Source organism: Acinetobacter sp. CIP 102136, from assembly GCF_000369685.1.
In the GTDB taxonomy this organism is placed as follows: Bacteria; Pseudomonadota; Gammaproteobacteria; order Pseudomonadales; family Moraxellaceae; genus Acinetobacter; species Acinetobacter fasciculus.
In genome coordinates, this window is sequence record NZ_KB850142.1 from 1,690,409 (window position 1) to 1,708,072 (window position 17,664).

The window sequence follows — 17,664 nt, forward strand, 5'->3', positions numbered from 1 at the left end:
GATTTTACTAACGCAGATAGCAATCAAAACCCATCTGGGTATTAACTCGATTATTTTCATAACCCAGTTTCTCAATAAACAGACTCCGATTAGACAATAACTTTTGCTCTTCCGGACCTAAACGGGCTCTATTCTTGATAGCCAGTTGATACATTTCATCCACGACATCCTGAAAAATGTCACAGACTTCTTCACGCTTGGCTAGCTTTAATTTACGCCCCCGCCAAGTCCATTGAAAATCATCCGAGTCCAAGCTCTGCCCCCATTTTTCGATACGCGTATCTAAACGTTTCTGCATGTTGAGCAAACCCTGCTGTATTTCTGCCTGAGTAATAGGCTGAACTTCCTTTGTTGCCGATGTGGCAGCACTGCCCTCTTCCGCATTCACGGAAGCCGCAACAGTTCCAAGAAAACATGCGATGACAAGTTTTACTAGAGGCTTCAAAGCTGCACCTTTTGTTATATTTGATAAAGTTATAAATTCAAGCATACAACGAAGTGAAAAGCAGTTTATCTATTTGTTACACAAAATAAAAAAGCCACCCAAAGGCAGCTTTTAGAATCATCACAAATTTCCGCTTAAAGCGTTTTAAAACCCTGCTGACGCCAAGCTTCGTAGACAATTACTGCAGTAGCATTTGACAGGTTCAGACTTCGCGAGTTCTCTGCCATCGGTAAACGAATCCAATGCTTTTGCGGAAACATCAGACGAACATGTTCAGGCAGACCACGAGTTTCCGGACCCATTAACAAGGCCACAGGACGGTTTAAATCCGAAGTATGCGGCGTTTCAGAACCTTTGGTGGTCAATGGATAGATTGCATCCAGACCAATCCCTTTGCTTGCCAGATCGGCCAGACAGTCTTCGATATTTTCCCAAATCTGCATATTGGCATATTCGTGATAATCCAGACCGGCACGTTTCAGCTTTTTGTCATCCAGCTCAAAACCCAGCGGCTTGACCAGATGCAACTGTGCTCCGGTATTCGCACATAGACGAATGATATTGCCTGTATTTGCAGGAATTTCAGGCTCATATAAAACAACGTGGATCACAGCTTACTCACTCAATATATTTAATTCAGACACGACATTCGTCTTGCGCTTGGGCAAAGCAATGCTTTGCTTATCCTCTTACTTCAGGCACAGCCTTCGTCTTGCGCTCGGACAAAGCAGTGCTTTGCTTATCCTCGCTCATGCCATTGCAATTGTTCACGTAAGCGTACAACTTCACCAATAATGGTCAAAGTCGGGGCTTGAATCTGATGTTCGGACACTTTGGATGCAATATCAGCAAGCGTTCCTACTACAACTTTCTGTTCAGGCGTCGTACCTTTAGAAACCAAGGCCACTGGCATGTCGGCTCGCTGACCATGAGCGATTAATTCTGCACAGATTTTCTCCAGTCCCACCAACCCCATATAAAGCACTAAGGTCTGGTTTTCATAGACCAACTCACTCCAAGGCAATTCTGGCGAACCTTCTTTTAAGTGACCGGTCAGGAAACGCACACTTTGCGCATAATCACGATGGGTTAATGGAATACCGGCATAGGCTGAACATCCTGAAGCTGCGGTAATCCCTGGAACCACCTGGAAAGTAATCCCAGCAGCAAATAGCTCTTCAATCTCTTCACCGCCACGCCCGAAGATAAATGGATCTCCGCCTTTCAGACGACAAACCCGCTTTCCTTCACTGGCATATTTCACCAACAAGGCATTAATTCCATCTTGCGGAACCGCATGATTGGAACGTGCCTTACCCACATAGATCTTTTCCGCATCACGACGGCACAGCTCCATAATTGGCGCTGAAACCAGTCGGTCGTAAATCACCACATCGGCTTGCTGCATCAAACGTAAGGCTTTTAAGGTCAACAATTCTGGATCACCCGGACCCGCACCGACCAAGTAGACTTCACCTTTCGGCTGTTGCCATTCCTGTAAGGCCTGCTCAATCAGGCGATCTGCTTCCGCGATATTGTCGTTGAACACCTGTTCTTTTAGCGAACTGGCATATAAATCTTCCCAGAAAATACGGCGTTCATCCGGATTGACAATTTTAGCCTTAACCGCACTGCGCCATTTTCCTGAAAATTCAGCCAGCTTGCCCATACCATGCGGAATAGTCGTTTCAAGCTGAGTTCGGATCTGCCGTGATAACACGGGCGACGTACCATTCGATGCCACCGAAATGACCAATGGCGAACGATCAATAATCGCTGGCACCATAAACCGGCAATGCGGCGGATCATCAACACTATTGACCAGGACATTTTCCGCTTCACACAGTTCAAAGACCTGACGATTGGTCTCCGCATCGTCAGTCGCTGCAATCACCAGTCGATATGAACGTAACGCAACTTCAGAATGAAAAGCAGCTTGGACATATTGTCCTTGGCTATTTTGCACAATTCGCAGCAGACTCTCTTCAATTTCAGGCGCAATCACATGAATGATCGCACCTGCTTTTTGAAGTAAAAGTGCTTTACGGTATGCAATATGCCCACCACCGACAATCAGACAAGGTTGCTGTTGCAACTTTAACGAGATTGGAAAAATATCCACGAACTACCTCAAAATTTTAAATCTGACTGTCTATGCAATTTTCATGCACATTTAGGGATATTGAGATCGACAATTAGTCGATATAAGTCGCACCACCCATATATGGACGTAATACTTCAGGAATCTCAATCGAGCCATCAGCGCGTTGATAGTTTTCCATCACTGCAAGTAAAGTACGACCTACGGCCAGACCTGAACCATTCAAGGTATGTACAAATTCAGTTTTCTTCTGATCAGCACGGTAACGTGCTTTCATACGACGCGCCTGGAAATCACCCATGTTTGAACAAGATGAAATTTCACGGTAAGTATTTTGGCTTGGTACCCAAACTTCTAAGTCATAAGTCTTGGTTGCACCAAAGCCCATGTCACCACCACAAAGTAAAATTTTACGATATGGAAGTCCAAGTGCTTGCAAGATACCTTCAGCATGGCCAGTCAACTCTTCAAGCACTTGCATCGAAGTTTCAGGCTTCACAATTTGAACCATTTCGACTTTGTCGAATTGGTGCTGACGGATCAAACCGCGGGTATCACGACCATAAGAACCTGCTTCACTACGGAAACATGGCGTATGCGCTGCATATTTCAGTGGCAGACGGTCTGCATCAATAATTTCATCACGTACGAAATTCGTCACTGGCACTTCAGCAGTCGGAATCAGATAAAACTCTTTTTCACCCTGCAGCTTAAACAGATCTTCTTCAAATTTAGGCAGCTGACCAGTCCCACGCAATGAATCTGCATTGACCAGATAAGGCACATAGGCTTCGGTATAACCATTTTGATCAGTATGCGTATTTAGCATGAACTGGGTAATGGCACGTTGTAAACGCGCCAATGGACCTTTCAATACACTGAAGCGTGAACCAGTTAATTTGGTCGCGGTTTCAAATTCAAGACCGCCCATCATTTCGCCTAGATCCGTATGATCTTTGATTTCGAAATCAAATTCACGCGGTGTACCCCATTTCAGGATTTCCACGTTATCGCTTTCGTCTTTACCTTCAGGCACAGCTTCATCTGGCAAGTTTGGAATAGATAATAATTTTTCTTCAAGCTCAGTTTGCAGTTCAGCCAGTGCTGCTTCAGCCGCTTTGATTTCATCACCAATCGCAGACATGCGTGTCATGATTTCAGATGCGTCGCCACCTGCTTTTTTAATTTGACCGACTTGTTTGGCACCGGCATTACGTTCAGCTTGCAGTGTTTCTGTCTTGGACTGAATCTCTTTACGGCGTGCTTCTAGGGATGCCCACTCTTCAACATTGAGTTGAACACCACGTTTTGCCAAGGCTACATTTACAGCCTCAATATTATTTCTGAGTAATTTCGGGTCGATCATAATCAATCTTTGCAGAAGAAAAAAACTGGCTATAGTGTAAGCTCTTAGCATTAAAAAATACAGTGACCAAGACCACGGTTGCGTCCTATTAGCACAATATTTAGGAAGCTGTCTGCTGCAAAATGGCTAAATATTCAGGGCGAATCACTTCCTTTAAATCCGCATAGGAGACTTTTAATTCAGTCATTCCTGCTGCTGCCGGAGCTAACTCGCCTGCCGGATACACCATCACCAGACTTGTTGTATCAAAATAATAGTTATCACTCAATTTTAACTGCTGTTGTTGAATACCCTGCGTATTCAGCCATTGAGTATTGGTTCGATACATCGCATTCAGCAGTTTCTGCTCACCGCCATTTAATAACAGTTGAGACAAAGCCAAACGTTTGTTCTGTTTTAGATCAAAATTGATATATTCCACATGTTTCAGAGAAGCATTTTTATTCCTTGCCAGATTGGAACTTTTTAAAGCAAAAGTCGCCAGATGAGCGTGCTGACCAACAAATTCCACCTTGATAAAGCGCTGATCCAGATAATGCGGCTCATCGGCTTTTTTAGGATTTTTCTGGGTGACTTTGGTGAATGCAACAGGCTCAGTATGCTGAATACGCTCAATAAAATATTGATTAATCCAGTCAATATTGCTGTCCACCGTCTGTAGATCAAAGCGTACACAACCTTCTATTTCACACACCACTTTGGCTGCCCCTTTAATTGGAACGGTTTTGGCTTCAATTTGCACAACCCGATCTGTTTGCGCGAGCGTTGCCACTGAGCTAGATTGAGGTTGACAACCCATCATACCTACAGTGAGTAATAAAACAGCGTAAATTTCAGCAGTTTTAAATAGATTAATCTTCATCCTGAGCTCCCAAAATTTTGCAATTTCATTGACTCGACTTTTATTTATTCTAAGATGCTCTCGTGTTTAGATATAGCTGAACCTTGTAGCCTGTCCAAAATAATCCTGATGATCGGCAATAAAAAAGCAACCTCGAAAGGTTGCTTTTTTATTTGGTTCATATTGATGCTTATTGATCAATAATGTCCGTACCTTTTGGTGGAGTAAAGTTAAAGGTGGAGGCTGGAATACTGCTATTTACTTTTACATTGCTAAATTTGATATTAGTGGTTTGTCCCAATGAATCCTGCAAGATCATCAAGCTTGGTGCTTTGTTCGCGCCAAAGCTAATGGTCAGGCTTTCAAACACACCATCGGTATTTTTAGGATACAGCGTGTAATAGGTTTTGCCTTTATTTGGCTGAGTCACCCGGTAAGACTGCATAATCTGGCTGGTGTTTCCTGACAGCAATAACGCCGGTGTATTAGCAACCTGCTCATCTAAGCTTTGACGAACGGCTTGTTGCAAGTCAGGATCATAAATCCATACGGTTTTACCCGTGGTTGCAATGACTTGCTTCGACGGTGCGGTCGTTTCCCAATAGAATTTACCCGGACGCTCAACTTTCATCACCCCTTTAAAGGTTTGATTCATATGTTGTGCGGTCAAACCTTTTTTCTGGGTCGCTCTTGGATTGGTTACCTTAGTACTTTGTTCGAAATTTGCCGTCATGCTACGCACATGATTGAGCTGTTTGACCAGACTGGCTGTTGCCTGTTGCTCCGAAGCTGCCACAGGTGCAGCAAACACGGTTGTACTCATCACCGGTGCTAAAGTCACTGCACCCAGAGCCATAGCACAGACGGTTTTACGAAGCATATTCATAATTTCACCCTTATATTTTGCTTGATCGCAATTTATTTGATAGCTCATCTTAAACGAAAATTAAAAGCTAAAATGATAGAAAATAAGAACTTTTGTATTGTTATTAATTCGAAACCGGTTTTTTTGTTCATCATTATGAAGATTTCAGGACAATTTTTACATTATGGAATGTCGCTTAATCTGCCTATTAATTTTCAGGCATAAAAAAACCCACAATAACTGTGGGCTTTTTTCTATCTCAGCGAATTACGCGTCAACAGATACGTAGCGACGGCCGAATTGACCTTTCACTTCGAATTTTACTACGCCATCAGCAGTAGCAAATAATGTATGGTCACGACCCATACCAACGTTTTGACCAGCGTGGAATTCAGTACCACGTTGACGAACGATGATGTTACCTGCAGTTACAGTTTGACCACCGTAAACTTTAACACCTAACATCTTAGGATTCGAATCACGACCGTTCTTAGTCGAACCACCGGCTTTTTTAGTTGCCATGTCTATTTACTCCTCGTAATTAGCCTGAAATAGCTGTAATTTTCAACTCAGTGAACCATTGACGGTGACCTTGTTGTTTACGGTAGTGTTTACGACGACGCATTTTGATGATGCGGATTTTGTCGTGACGACCATGGCTAACTACTTCAGCAGTTACAGTAGCACCAGCAACAACTGGAGCACCGATTTGAATGCTTTCACCGTTAACAAGCATCAATACGTCATCAAACGTAATAGTCGCGCCAGTTTCAGCTTTCAATAATTCTACTTTAAGGGTTTCACCCTCAACTACACGGTGCTGTTTACCACCGCTTTGGATTACTGCGTACATAATGTACTCCAAACAAGCCCGTGTCGTCGTGCCGATAAAGGAATATATCGAACTTAAGACGTACGCCACTGGGGGATATCTAAGGGCGAGGATTTTAAGGGATATTCAAAAAAACAACAAGCCATTTTACTGAAATAATAATGAGCAGGATGCGCTAATTATTTAACTATTAAATAATTTCTATCAAATCAAATACTCAAGATATATTCAGCAACAAAATAATACAGCAGAAATCCGGCCAGTTTGATTAATATACTCAGCCTGACGAATAGGGCGATGCCCTGACCTTTCCTGATTTTTTATGGCTCGAAATATGGATCGAATCTACATAAGATCTATAAAAAGCTGATTTTTAGTGGAGTTTATGCATTTCTTAGGTTTCACTCATGTTATAAATTGTTAAACTACGCCCAGCGATTTACCAGACTAGAGGTTTTCTTTCACATGACCATCGACTTTAAGCAAGACATTCTCGCGCCTGTTGCTAACGACTTTGCTGCGATGGACACATTCATTAATGAAGGAATTACCTCAAAAGTTGCATTAGTGATGGCTGTCAGCAAACATGTGGTAGAAGCGGGTGGCAAACGTATGCGCCCGATTATGTGCCTTTTGGCCGCCAAGGCGTGTGGTGCTGAAAATTTAGAACCGCACCGCAAACTGGCTGCAATCATTGAGATGCTGCATACCGCAACACTGGTGCATGATGATGTGGTGGATGAGTCTGGCCTGCGCCGTGGCCGCCCGACGGCCAATGCGACCTGGAATAACCAGACTGCGGTTTTAGTCGGTGACTTTCTGATTTCACGTGCTTTTGATTTGCTGGTCGATCTGAACAACATGGTGTTGCTTAAAGATTTTTCGACCGGTACCTGTGAAATTGCTGAAGGTGAAGTGCTGCAACTGCAATCCCAGCATCAACCGGAAACCACTGAAGCGACTTATTTGAATATTATTCATGGCAAGACCTCGCGCCTGTTTGAACTGGCAACAGAAGGTGCTGCCATTTTGTCAGATAAAAACGAATTCCGTCAGCCTTTAAAAACCTTTGCCGGACATTTCGGCAATGCTTTCCAGATTATTGATGACATTTTAGATTACACCTCGGATGCAGACACGCTCGGCAAAAATATCGGTGACGATCTCATGGAAGGTAAACCGACCCTGCCATTGATTGCTGCACTGAAAAATACCTCCGGTGAGCAACATGAAATCATCCGTCGCAGTATTGCGACTGGCGGTACGGAACATCTGGAACAGGTCATTCAAATTGTCAATGAATCTGGTGCGCTGGATTATTGCCGTCAACGTGCTACAGAAGAAACTGAAATTGCAATTGATGCCTTACAGGCATTACCTGACTCCGAATATCGTCAGGCCCTGATTAATCTGGCCAAACTGGCCCTACACCGAATTCAGTAACTTTTAAACTCGCCTATGCATATTAATTTTCTAGATCTTTTTCAAAACATGCAACACCAGCTTGAACAACCTCGGGCGGTGCTGGATGAAAATCTTCTGATTGAACTGGTTGAAAGAATCAGACCTGAAGACAGCAGAAATACCGAAGAGATCGAAGCGAAATTCAATGCATTTATTCGGGCTTTATTACTCACCCCGAATGCGGTTGCCACGCTTCAAACCTTTACTCTGCGGATCATTAATCGCTATAAACAGACCGGCCTCTTTTCCGATACCGGCATTTTATCTCTGGATGGATTCTGGAACCAGCTAAACCAGCGCCTTGGTGCACATGTCTTGCCGCTGATTCCTGACCATCAACAACTCCAGGAATTATTTCGCAAGGTTTTTTATCAGCGTACCGATAAATACTGGCTGGATTATTTTGATGAAGATGACTGGCAACGTTTATTTGCAGTCCTGAATCAGGGACATTCCAATCAGCCTGAAAAAACCCGAATCAAAGACCAGCTAATCAAGGCACTGACTATTTTGTCTTACCGGATCAGTGGTATTGGTCTGCACCCTGAATTTATTAATGCCCAGCCTGAACTGATGGAATATGAATCTCCTTTTCTGGTACAGAATCGTGAGATTAACGAGTTTATTCAGGAATATAAAAAACGCTATAACACAGTCACTCTAGTCGATTCGATCACGCCCCCCGATGCGTCGCAAGCGCTGGTGATGCTGGAACAATGTCATGATGTCGTGGCCAAGATTCGCCGTTCTACCAAGCGCACTGGTGTCAGTGTCAGCCTGACCTATATGCTGGCACTGCTGGAACAGTGTCTGGAACGGGTCGAAATTCTGCTCAATATGGTCATGGATGAAGATGATCTGCGTTATCAATCCATTGGCCTATTTATGGCGGACATTACTGAAGCAATTTATAGCGAACGCAGTGTGCGGGCCCTGCTGGCCACCAATAGTGAACTTTTGGCTTTACAGGTAACTGAAAATGCCAGCAAGACCGGTGAACATTATGTGAGTACCGACAAGCAAGGCTTTCTGGCCATGTATAAATCGGCTGCAGGTGCTGGTGCCATCATCGCGACGATGGCCACCTTAAAAGTTCTGATGACACGCCTCACCATGGCCCCCTTGATGCAGGCCTTTAGCTATAGCATGAACTATTCACTAGGCTTTATGCTAATTCATGTCCTGCATTTTACCGTGGCAACCAAACAGCCGGCGATGACTGCTGCCGCACTGGCGGCTACTGTACACCAGCGTAAAGGCTCGAAAATGGCTCAGATTGCCGAGCTGGCCGCGCTGATTGTGAATATCATCCGTACCCAGTTTGTTGCCATTCTGGGCAATATTTCGATTGCGATTCCAGTAGCAGCCTTAATTACCCTACTGTGGGATTTTGCGCTGCATGAACCTTTAATGAACCATGCTAAGGCTGCCAAAACCCTGCATGACCTGAATCCGTTTACCTCATTGGCGATTCCACATGCAGCGATTGCCGGGGTATGTCTGTTTCTGTCCGGATTATTGGCCGGTTATTTTGACAATATGGCCGTTTATCGCAAAGTCGGCCCGCGACTGAAAGCCCATGTGCATTTATCGCAGCTGATGGGACAAGAGCGTCTTTACCGTTTTGCTGACTATATTGAACGTAATCTGGGTGCACTGGCGGGTAATTTTATTTTCGGGATCATGCTCGGCAGTATGGGCACCATTGGTTTTATTCTCGGTCTGCCACTGGATATTCGCCATATCGCCTTTGCCTCTGCCAACTTTATTCAGGGTCTAATTACGATCAATGGTCCCGATATCGGCTTGATCGTAGTGTCTTTTCTGGGTGTGTTACTCATTGGCCTGACCAACTTGTTTGTCAGTTTCACTCTGACGATTATTGTAGCCTTACGCGCACGCCGGGTGCGTTTTGAACAGTGGAAACCTTTGGCAAAACTGGTCATGACGCACTTCCTGACCCGACCTAGTGATTTCTTCTGGCCACCCAAGCAAAGCATTGAAATTGACGAAAATCATACATCGACAAAAACTCAAAACTGAGATAATTACACTATATTTAGCAACAAATTCCTTACGAAAAAAATGGAATTCGCATAAAATACGCACACTTGAAAAAAAGTGTACTGACAAGTACACTTTGGTTCAGACAATTGGCCGATCTGCGAACGGTTAAAAGGACAAGGATTTTTGGCATGCATTACTTGTTACTTTTTGTCGGTATTTTATTTTTAATTTTCAGTGTGTTCATCCTGAATATTCCCGCTTTAAACGAGCTCGACTTGCAAGCTGTGGAATGGATGAGTCTGTATCGCACCGAGTTTTGGAATCAAATTACTCAGTCCTTATCCTTAATAGGTGGCATGCCATTTGTATTATTTTTATCCACGCTATGGTGTATTGCATTGCTGTGGTATAAAAAGTATACAAACGCAATTTTTATATATATCGGAATTATCGGAGGAATTCTCCTAGCTTGGCTGTTGAAATTTGCAATTGCCCGACCCCGACCACCAGAATCCTTGCATCTGGTTGAAAGCTTTGGAAGTTCCTTTCCAAGTGCCCATAGTCTATATGCGGCTTGTCTGGCTTGTTTGGCAATTTACATCCATCGGCAACATTCCCGTTATACCCTCATCGTGATAGGTGCAGTGGTATGGATGCTGATGATGGGGATCTCAAGAGTTTATCTGGGTGTACATTTTCCTTCAGATGTCATATCCGGCTGGAGTATCAGTTTTATTTGGATTTCGTTGTGGTATATGGTCTGGATCAGATATTGCGCGGCTCACAAATAAGAAAATTTAGATATAAATCTAATTAGAGGTGGAATAATGATGTCTGCAAAGCTTTGGGCACCTGCCCTGACTGCTTGCGCAATGGCAACAAGTCTTGCACTTGTTGGTTGTAGCAAAGATCCTAAAGAGGGCCAGCAAGCTGGTGCTCAACAACAAATGCCACCGACTGAAGTCGGTGTTCTTGTTGCACAACCGCAAAGTGTAGAGCAGTCTGTAGAGCTCTCAGGTCGTACAACAGCATTTGAAATTTCAGACGTACGTCCACAAGCCAGTGGCGTGGTGCTTAAACGCTTGTTCACGGAAGGCAGCTATGTGCGTGAAGGTCAGGCCTTGTATGAAATCGATTCAAGCACCAACCGCACTACAGTAGACAATGCCCGTGCAGCGATTGCCCGTGCTGAAGCCAATCTGGGCGTATTGCGTGTGAAGGAAGGCCGTTACCGTCAACTGGTCGGTACCAATGCCATTTCCAAACAGGAATATGATGACATCGCGGCACAGGTCAAACTGGCTGAAGCTGATTTGAATGCCAATCGCGCAACTTTGCGTAATGCAGAAATCAACTTGGGCTATTCGACTGTACGCGCGCCGATTTCAGGCCAGACCAACCGTTCGTCTGTGACGGCGGGTGCTTTGGTAACAGCGAATCAGCCAGAGCCATTGGTAACGATTCAGCGTCTAGATCCCATCTATGTAGATATCAACCAGTCAAGTGCCGAGCTTTTACGTTTACGTCAACAGCTTAATCAAGGCAGCTTGAACAGCTCTAACAATACCAAAGTCAAGTTAAAGCTTGAAGATGGCAGTATCTACCCGGTTGAAGGCCGTCTTGCATTCTCTGATGCTAGCGTGAACCCGGAAACAGGTACCGTGACTTTACGTGCGGTATTCCCGAACAAAAATCATCTGCTTCTTCCAGGTATGTTTGCCACTGCGCAAATCGTACAGGGTGAAGTACCGAATGCTTTCCTGATTCCGCAAGCAGCTTTGACTCGTACCCCAACAGGTCAGGCAATGGCGATGCTGGTCGGTGCTGACAATAAAGTGACGCCACGTCCAGTGACTACCGTTGGTTCTCAAGGCAGCAACTGGATTGTGACTGAAGGTCTGAATCCAGGCGATAAAGTGATTGTAGATGGTATTGCGAAAGTAAAACCGGAACAACAGGTCGTGGCTAAACCTTACCAGCCTCAAGCTGCTGCACCACAGGGTGCTGCACAACCTGCTGCCCAACAACCAGGTGCAGCGCAAAAAGCGGATGATGCAAAAGAACAATCTGAACAAAAACCTGCTGCTAAAGCATAAGGAGTAAGGTTTATGGCTCAATTCTTTATTCATCGTCCTATCTTTGCCTGGGTGATTGCACTGGTCATCATGCTGGCAGGTATTTTGACCCTGACCAAAATGCCGATTGCCCAGTATCCAACCATTGCACCGCCTACAGTCACGATTTCTGCGACTTATCCAGGTGCATCTGCTGAAACGGTCGAAAATACTGTAACCCAGATCATCGAGCAGCAAATGAATGGTCTGGATGGACTGCGTTATATCTCATCTAACAGTGCGGGTAACGGTTCTTCGTCTATTTCCTTGAACTTTGAACAAGGTGTCGATCCTGATATCGCACAGGTTCAGGTCCAGAACAAATTACAGTCTGCGACTGCACTTCTTCCTGAAGATGTACAGCGTCAGGGTGTGCGTGTTACCAAATCAGGCGCCAGCTTCCTGCAGGTATTGGCTTTCTATTCACCTGATGGCAGCATGACCGCCGATGATATCAAAGACTATGTAAATTCGAACATTTCTGAACCTTTAAGCCGTGTGGCCGGGGTCGGTGAAGTTCAGGTCTTTGGTGGTTCTTATGCGATGCGAATCTGGCTTGATCCAGCCAAAATGGCGAGCCTGCAAGTCACGCCAAGTGATATTGCGACTGCCATCCGTACCCAGAATGCTCAGGTCGCTGTGGGTCAACTCGGTGGTGCACCCGCTGTTGAAGGACAAGTCCTGAATGCGACTGTCACTGCACAAAGCCTGCTGCAAACTCCAGAACAGTTCAGCAATATCTTCCTGAAAAACACCACTTCGGGCGCGCAAGTCCGTCTGGGTGATGTTGCACGGGTTGAACTTGGTGCAGATAATTATCAGTTTGATTCGAAGTTTAACGGTAAACCAGCTGGTGGTGTGGCAATTAAACTTGCCACTGGTGCTAATGCGCTTGATACAGCCCAAGCAGTAGAAGAACGCTTAGAGCAGTTACGTCCGAACTATCCGCAAGGCATGGTCGACCAACTGGCTTTTGACACCACGCCATTTATTGAACTGTCAATCAAGAGTGTAGTTAAAACGCTAATCGAAGCAATTATTCTAGTGTTCCTGGTCATGTTCCTGTTCCTGCAGAACTGGCGTGCTACCATTATTCCAACCATGGCAGTTCCAGTCGTGGTATTGGGTACCTTTGCCGTGATTAATGTCTTCGGCTTCTCGATTAATACCCTAACCATGTTTGCCATGGTACTGGCGATTGGTCTTCTGGTCGATGACGCGATTGTTGTGGTCGAGAACGTCGAACGGGTCATGGTGGAAGAGCATCTGGATCCGGTTTCTGCAACTGAAAAGTCGATGAAACAGATTTCTGGTGCACTGATTGGTATTACCTCGGTGCTATCGGCAGTATTCGTTCCAATGGCTTTCTTCGGTGGAACCACCGGGGTTATTTATCGTCAGTTCTCGATTACGCTGGTCACAGCAATGGTCTTGTCGCTGATAGTGGCATTAACCTTTACCCCTGCCCTATGTGCGACCCTGCTGAAACAGCATGATCCGAACAAGCCGCAAAGTAATGGTATATTTGCGCGTTTCTTCCGCTGGTTTAATAGCAGTTTTGACAAGGTTTCTGTGAAATATCAGGGCGGCGTCAACCGTATGACTCATAGCAAGATTTTCTCAGGCGTGGTGTATGCCGTGGTACTGGGTATTATTGTGCTGTTATTCCAGAAACTGCCTTCTTCGTTCTTACCGGATGAAGACCAGGGCGTGGTCATGACGCTGGTTCAGTTACCGCCAAATGCAACCTTGGAACGTACCGACAAAGTGGTCAGCACCATGACCAACTATTTCTTGGAAAACGAGAAAGAGCATGTCGAGTCCGTGTTTAGTGTGGCAGGTTTCTCCTTCACGGGTGTGGGACAAAACGCAGGTCTGGCATTTATTAAACTGAAAGACTGGTCAGAGCGTAACAGTCCGGAAGCTCAAGTCGGTGCCATTATTCAACGTGGTATGGCGTTGAACATGATTGTCAAAGATGCATCTTATATCATGCCATTGCAGCTTCCTGCGATGCCTGAACTTGGTGTATCGGCTGGCTTTAACTTACAGCTCAAAGCTGCAAGTGGTCAAAGTCATGACCAGCTCCTGGCAGCACGTAATACGATCCTCGGTCTAGCAGCACAAGACTCGCGTCTGGCTGGTGTGCGTCCGAATGGTCAGGAAGATACTCCACAGTACCGTGTCATTGTCGATCATGCACAAGCCGGTGCATTGGGCGTGAGTGTTGCTGAAATTAACAGCACCATGGGTATTGCTTGGGGCGGTTCGTATATCAATGACTTCATTGATCGCGGTCGTGTCAAGAAAGTCTATGTTCAGGGTGAAGCTGGCTCGCGGATGATGCCGGAAGATCTGGACCAATGGTATGTGCGTAATAACCGCGGTGAAATGGTGCCATTCTCGGCGTTTGCCACAGGCGAATGGACCTACGGTTCACCACGTCTTGAGCGTTATAACGGCGTATCGTCCATGAACATTCAGGGTACACCTGCTCCGGGTATCAGCTCGGGCGATGCAATGGTGGCCATGGAAGAAATCGTGGCGAAATTACCAGAAATGGGCTTTCAAGGTTTCGACTATGAATGGACTGGTCTGTCTCTGGAAGAACGTGAGTCTGGCGCACAAGCACCATTCTTGTACGCGCTTTCACTGTTGATCGTGTTCCTGTGTCTGGCAGCCCTGTATGAAAGCTGGTCGATTCCGTTCTCGGTTCTACTGGTGGTGCCATTGGGTATTGTGGGTGCATTATTACTCACCTTTGGTGGAATGGTGCTGCTGCAAAACCCGAACCTGTCGAATAACATTTACTTCCAGGTGGCGATTATTGCCGTAATTGGTCTTTCTGCGAAAAACGCGATCTTGATTGTCGAGTTTGCGAAAGAATTGCAGGAACAAGGTGAAGAGTTATTTGAAGCGACCTTGCATGCGGCAAAAATGCGTTTACGTCCAATTATCATGACCACATTGGCCTTTGGTTTTGGTGTATTACCGCTTGCTCTGGCTTCAGGTGCGGGTGCAGGTAGCCAGCACTCAGTCGGTTATGGTGTACTTGGCGGCGTGATCAGCTCGACCTTGTTAGGTATCTTCTTTATCCCGGTATTCTACGTGTGGATTCGAAGTGTCTTTAAATACAAACCAAAACAACAAAATCAGGAGTATAAGTCGTAATGCAAAATGTATGGTCTATTACAGGTCGTAGCATTGCGGTATCTGCCCTTGCGCTTGCTTTGACGGCCTGTCAAAGCATGCGTAGTCCAGAGCCGGTTGCGCAGGCAGATATCCCGAGCAGCTATACCAATGCGTCTGGTACTTCTGTAGCAGAACAAGGTTATAAAAACTTTTTTGCTGATCAGCGCCTGTTACAAGTGCTGGATCTGGCATTAAACAATAACCGTGATTTGCGTATTGCTGCCCTCAATATTCAACGAGCTCAGCAACAGTATCAAATTACTGAAAACAACCAGTTACCGACGATTGGTGCCAGTGGTAGCGTATTGCGCCAGGACACCATGAATTCGCAGAATCGTGGTGCAGTGACAACTTATAATGTCGGACTGGGTGTAACTGCGTATGAACTGGATTTTTGGGGACGTGTCCGCAGCTTGCGTGACAATGCGCTAGATAACTTCCTGGCAACCCAAAGTGCTCGAGATGCGACGCAAATTGCCTTGATTGGTCAGGTATCTCAGGCTTGGCTCAGCTACTCGTTTGCCAATGCCAATCTGGCTTTGGCTGAACAAACGCTGAAAGCCCAGCTTGAATCGTTCAATCTGAACAAGAAACGTTTTGATGTCGGGATTGATAGCGAGCTTCCAGTGCGTCAGGCGCAAATCTCGGTTGAAACAGCACGTAATGATGTTGCGAATTACCGAACTCAGGTGGCACAGGCACAAAACCTGTTAAACCTGCTGGTCGGTCAGCAAGTGCCTGCGAATTTATTACCAGCACAACGCGTGACCCGCATCACTTCAAATACTGCATTGGGTTCAGGCTTGCCAAGTGATCTGCTGATTAACCGTCCAGATGTTCGTGCAGCAGAATACCGTCTGTCTGCGGCAGGTGCCAATATTGCGGCAGCACGTGCACGCCTGTTCCCGACGATTAGTTTGACCGGTTCAGCAGGTTATGCCTCTACGGATTTAGGCGACCTGTTTAAGTCGGGCAGTTTTGCCTGGTCATTTGGTCCGAGTCTGGATATTCCAATTTTTGATTGGGGTACCCGTCAGGCCAATATCCGTATTTCTGAAACCGATCAGCAAATTGCCTTGTCAGATTACGAAAAGTCGATTCAGACTGCTTTCCGTGAAGTGAATGATGCTTTGGCGGTACGTCAGAATATTGGTGATCGTCTTGCAGCTCAGCGCCGCCTGGTCGAAGCAACCAACACCACCTATCGCTTGTCTCAGGCACGTTTCCGCGCCGGAATTGACAGCTATCTGACGGTACTGGATGCACAGCGTGCGTCTTATGCAGCAGAACAAGGTTTGTTATTGCTTGAACAGGCCAATCTGAACAATCAGGTTGAAGTCTACAAAACCCTGGGGGGCGGCTTGAAAGTCAATACGACGGATACCTTGCCGAATACACCGTCTGTATCTGAACAGCGCCGTGCGGCAGAACAACCAGCGCAATAAATTCCAGACAGATCAGGAAAAGCTCACTTCGGTGGGCTTTTTTTTATTGCATTTTCGAGGCAGTTTTCCTATTGTCATAGACCAGCGATTTATTTAGAAAACATGCACATGTTACTTAGCAATCTGGAATCTGTACCGGGACATACCATTCGCCAGCAAATTGATGTGGTGTACGGCAGTACCGTACGCAGCAAACATGTCGGACGTGACTTATTGGCCGGCCTGAAAAATATTGTCGGTGGTGAGCTTACCGCCTATACCGAACTGCTGGAAGAATCCCGTCAGGAAGCCATGAACCGCATGATTGAAAAAGCCCGTAGTATGGGTGCCAATGCGATTGTCGGCATTCGTTTCTCGACCTCTAATATCGCCCAAGGTGCTTCTGAACTCTTTGTTTATGGGACAGCCGTAGTCGTTGATCCGATCATGCCGAAATTGCCCGACCCTTTTCCGCAGGCAGATTAAAGCATGGATGGTTTAATTCTCCAGATCATCATTTTTGCCATTCTGTTTAGTGTTGGTTTCGGTTTTGGACGTTATAACGAAGGTAAACATTTTCGTTATCTGGATGAACAGGAACAACGTCTGGCCTATATCCGGGTGAACAATAGCCGCTTCGTTGTGTCTGAATATTCCGGACAGATGATCAGCAGCAATGTGGTCATTTCCCATGATTATTTTAAATATGCGATTGCCAATGTACAGAATATGCTGGGTGGCCGTCTGACCAGCTATGAAAGTGTAGTAGAACGCGCACGACGTGAAGCGATTGTACGTTTAAAACTGGAAGCCGAAAAAATTGGTGCGACTCAGATTATGGGCATTCGGCTCAGCACGACTGAACTCGGTATGCAAGGTGGCATGGTGGAAGTCTTTGCTTATGGCACTGCAATCCAACAACCCGCTCAATCCGTTTAAACATCAGTTCAGAAAAAATCTATTGAGATAATCACGCCTGCTACGCGATCCGCGCAGTCAAATGACTCAACTCG

The 17,664-nt window shown here is 45.6% G+C and carries 16 protein-coding genes; 8 read left to right on the top strand and 8 right to left on the bottom strand.

Annotated elements, in window-relative coordinates:
- Window positions 1-7: 7 nt before the first annotated feature.
- The 8 genes from F893_RS13555 to rplU form a co-directional block, all read right to left on the bottom strand.
- Window positions 8-490 carry a hypothetical protein gene (locus F893_RS13555; RefSeq protein WP_005252592.1) on the bottom strand — a complete coding sequence of 161 codons (483 nt, stop codon included), beginning with the start codon at window positions 488-490 and terminating at the stop codon, window positions 8-10.
- An 89-nt stretch (window positions 491-579) separates the two neighbouring features.
- The gene (locus tag F893_RS13560; RefSeq protein ID WP_004280633.1) at window positions 580-1,056 is read right to left on the bottom strand and encodes a tRNA (cytidine(34)-2'-O)-methyltransferase; all 477 of its coding nucleotides are present in this window, start codon (window positions 1,054-1,056) and stop codon (window positions 580-582) included.
- A gap of 128 nt (window positions 1,057-1,184) precedes the next feature.
- Window positions 1,185-2,567, bottom strand: a complete 1,383-nt coding sequence (cysG, locus tag F893_RS13565) for a siroheme synthase CysG (RefSeq protein ID WP_005252594.1) — start codon at window positions 2,565-2,567, stop codon at window positions 1,185-1,187.
- A gap of 73 nt (window positions 2,568-2,640) precedes the next feature.
- Window positions 2,641-3,912 carry a serine--tRNA ligase gene (gene serS / locus F893_RS13570; RefSeq protein ID WP_005252595.1) on the bottom strand — a complete coding sequence of 424 codons (1,272 nt, stop codon included), beginning with the start codon at window positions 3,910-3,912 and terminating at the stop codon, window positions 2,641-2,643.
- A 100-nt stretch (window positions 3,913-4,012) separates the two neighbouring features.
- Complete coding sequence (locus F893_RS13575; RefSeq protein ID WP_005252597.1) at window positions 4,013-4,774, bottom strand: RsiV family protein; 762 nt, start codon at window positions 4,772-4,774, stop codon at window positions 4,013-4,015.
- Window positions 4,775-4,943: 169 nt separating this feature from the next.
- Window positions 4,944-5,639, bottom strand: coding sequence for an outer membrane lipoprotein periplasmic chaperone LolA (gene lolA, locus F893_RS13580; protein ID WP_005106298.1), 696 nt, complete (start codon window positions 5,637-5,639; stop codon window positions 4,944-4,946).
- A gap of 246 nt (window positions 5,640-5,885) precedes the next feature.
- A complete protein-coding gene (rpmA, locus tag F893_RS13585; protein ID WP_004280639.1) occupies window positions 5,886-6,140 on the bottom strand; it encodes a 50S ribosomal protein L27 in 255 nt (84 codons plus the stop codon).
- A gap of 19 nt (window positions 6,141-6,159) precedes the next feature.
- Window positions 6,160-6,471 (bottom strand): 50S ribosomal protein L21, encoded by a 312-nt coding sequence (gene rplU, locus F893_RS13590; RefSeq protein WP_004280640.1) that lies wholly within the window; start codon window positions 6,469-6,471, stop codon window positions 6,160-6,162.
- A gap of 444 nt (window positions 6,472-6,915) precedes the next feature.
- Between rplU and sdsA the strand changes: the two genes are divergently transcribed.
- The 8 genes from sdsA to F893_RS13630 all read left to right on the top strand — a co-directional run bounded on the left by sdsA (window position 6,916) and on the right by F893_RS13630 (window position 17,590).
- Window positions 6,916-7,893 carry an All-trans-nonaprenyl-diphosphate synthase gene (sdsA, locus tag F893_RS13595; RefSeq protein ID WP_005252600.1) on the top strand — a complete coding sequence of 326 codons (978 nt, stop codon included), beginning with the start codon at window positions 6,916-6,918 and terminating at the stop codon, window positions 7,891-7,893.
- 15 nt (window positions 7,894-7,908) lie between these two features.
- Complete coding sequence (locus F893_RS13600) at window positions 7,909-9,957, top strand: site-specific recombinase (protein WP_034436272.1); 2,049 nt, start codon at window positions 7,909-7,911, stop codon at window positions 9,955-9,957.
- Window positions 9,958-10,109: 152 nt separating this feature from the next.
- The gene (locus F893_RS13605) at window positions 10,110-10,712 is read left to right on the top strand and encodes a phosphatase PAP2 family protein (RefSeq protein WP_005252604.1); all 603 of its coding nucleotides are present in this window, start codon (window positions 10,110-10,112) and stop codon (window positions 10,710-10,712) included.
- 36 nt (window positions 10,713-10,748) lie between these two features.
- Entirely contained in the window at window positions 10,749-12,017 is a 1,269-nt protein-coding gene (locus F893_RS13610; protein WP_004814853.1) for an efflux RND transporter periplasmic adaptor subunit, read from the top strand.
- Between the two features lie 12 nt (window positions 12,018-12,029).
- A complete protein-coding gene (locus F893_RS13615; protein ID WP_005252606.1) occupies window positions 12,030-15,206 on the top strand; it encodes an efflux RND transporter permease subunit in 3,177 nt (1,058 codons plus the stop codon).
- Complete coding sequence (gene adeK, locus F893_RS13620) at window positions 15,206-16,672, top strand: multidrug efflux RND transporter AdeIJK outer membrane channel subunit AdeK (RefSeq protein ID WP_005252608.1); 1,467 nt, start codon at window positions 15,206-15,208, stop codon at window positions 16,670-16,672. The genes F893_RS13615 and adeK overlap by 1 nt, the downstream gene beginning before the upstream one ends.
- 108 nt (window positions 16,673-16,780) lie before the next feature.
- Window positions 16,781-17,137: a YbjQ family protein gene (locus tag F893_RS13625; protein WP_005104015.1), complete on the top strand. Its 357-nt coding sequence runs from the start codon at window positions 16,781-16,783 to the stop codon at window positions 17,135-17,137.
- 3 nt (window positions 17,138-17,140) lie between these two features.
- The gene (locus F893_RS13630; protein WP_004731922.1) at window positions 17,141-17,590 is read left to right on the top strand and encodes a YbjQ family protein; all 450 of its coding nucleotides are present in this window, start codon (window positions 17,141-17,143) and stop codon (window positions 17,588-17,590) included.
- The last annotated feature ends 74 nt before the right edge of the window (window positions 17,591-17,664 follow it).

Coding starts and splice junctions, on each gene's coding strand:
- F893_RS13555 (WP_005252592.1), bottom strand. CDS start 490: ATGCTTGAATTTATAACTTTATCAAATATAACAAAAGGTGCAGCTTTG.
- serS (WP_005252595.1), bottom strand. CDS start 3,912: ATGATCGACCCGAAATTACTCAGAAATAATATTGAGGCTGTAAATGTA.
- F893_RS13575 (WP_005252597.1), bottom strand. CDS start 4,774: ATGAAGATTAATCTATTTAAAACTGCTGAAATTTACGCTGTTTTATTA.
- lolA (WP_005106298.1), bottom strand. CDS start 5,639: ATGAATATGCTTCGTAAAACCGTCTGTGCTATGGCTCTGGGTGCAGTG.
- rpmA (WP_004280639.1), bottom strand. CDS start 6,140: ATGGCAACTAAAAAAGCCGGTGGTTCGACTAAGAACGGTCGTGATTCG.
- rplU (WP_004280640.1), bottom strand. CDS start 6,471: ATGTACGCAGTAATCCAAAGCGGTGGTAAACAGCACCGTGTAGTTGAG.
- sdsA (WP_005252600.1), top strand. CDS start 6,916: ATGACCATCGACTTTAAGCAAGACATTCTCGCGCCTGTTGCTAACGAC.
- F893_RS13600 (WP_034436272.1), top strand. CDS start 7,909: ATGCATATTAATTTTCTAGATCTTTTTCAAAACATGCAACACCAGCTT.
- F893_RS13605 (WP_005252604.1), top strand. CDS start 10,110: ATGCATTACTTGTTACTTTTTGTCGGTATTTTATTTTTAATTTTCAGT.
- F893_RS13610 (WP_004814853.1), top strand. CDS start 10,749: ATGATGTCTGCAAAGCTTTGGGCACCTGCCCTGACTGCTTGCGCAATG.
- F893_RS13615 (WP_005252606.1), top strand. CDS start 12,030: ATGGCTCAATTCTTTATTCATCGTCCTATCTTTGCCTGGGTGATTGCA.
- adeK (WP_005252608.1), top strand. CDS start 15,206: ATGCAAAATGTATGGTCTATTACAGGTCGTAGCATTGCGGTATCTGCC.
- F893_RS13625 (WP_005104015.1), top strand. CDS start 16,781: ATGTTACTTAGCAATCTGGAATCTGTACCGGGACATACCATTCGCCAG.
- F893_RS13630 (WP_004731922.1), top strand. CDS start 17,141: ATGGATGGTTTAATTCTCCAGATCATCATTTTTGCCATTCTGTTTAGT.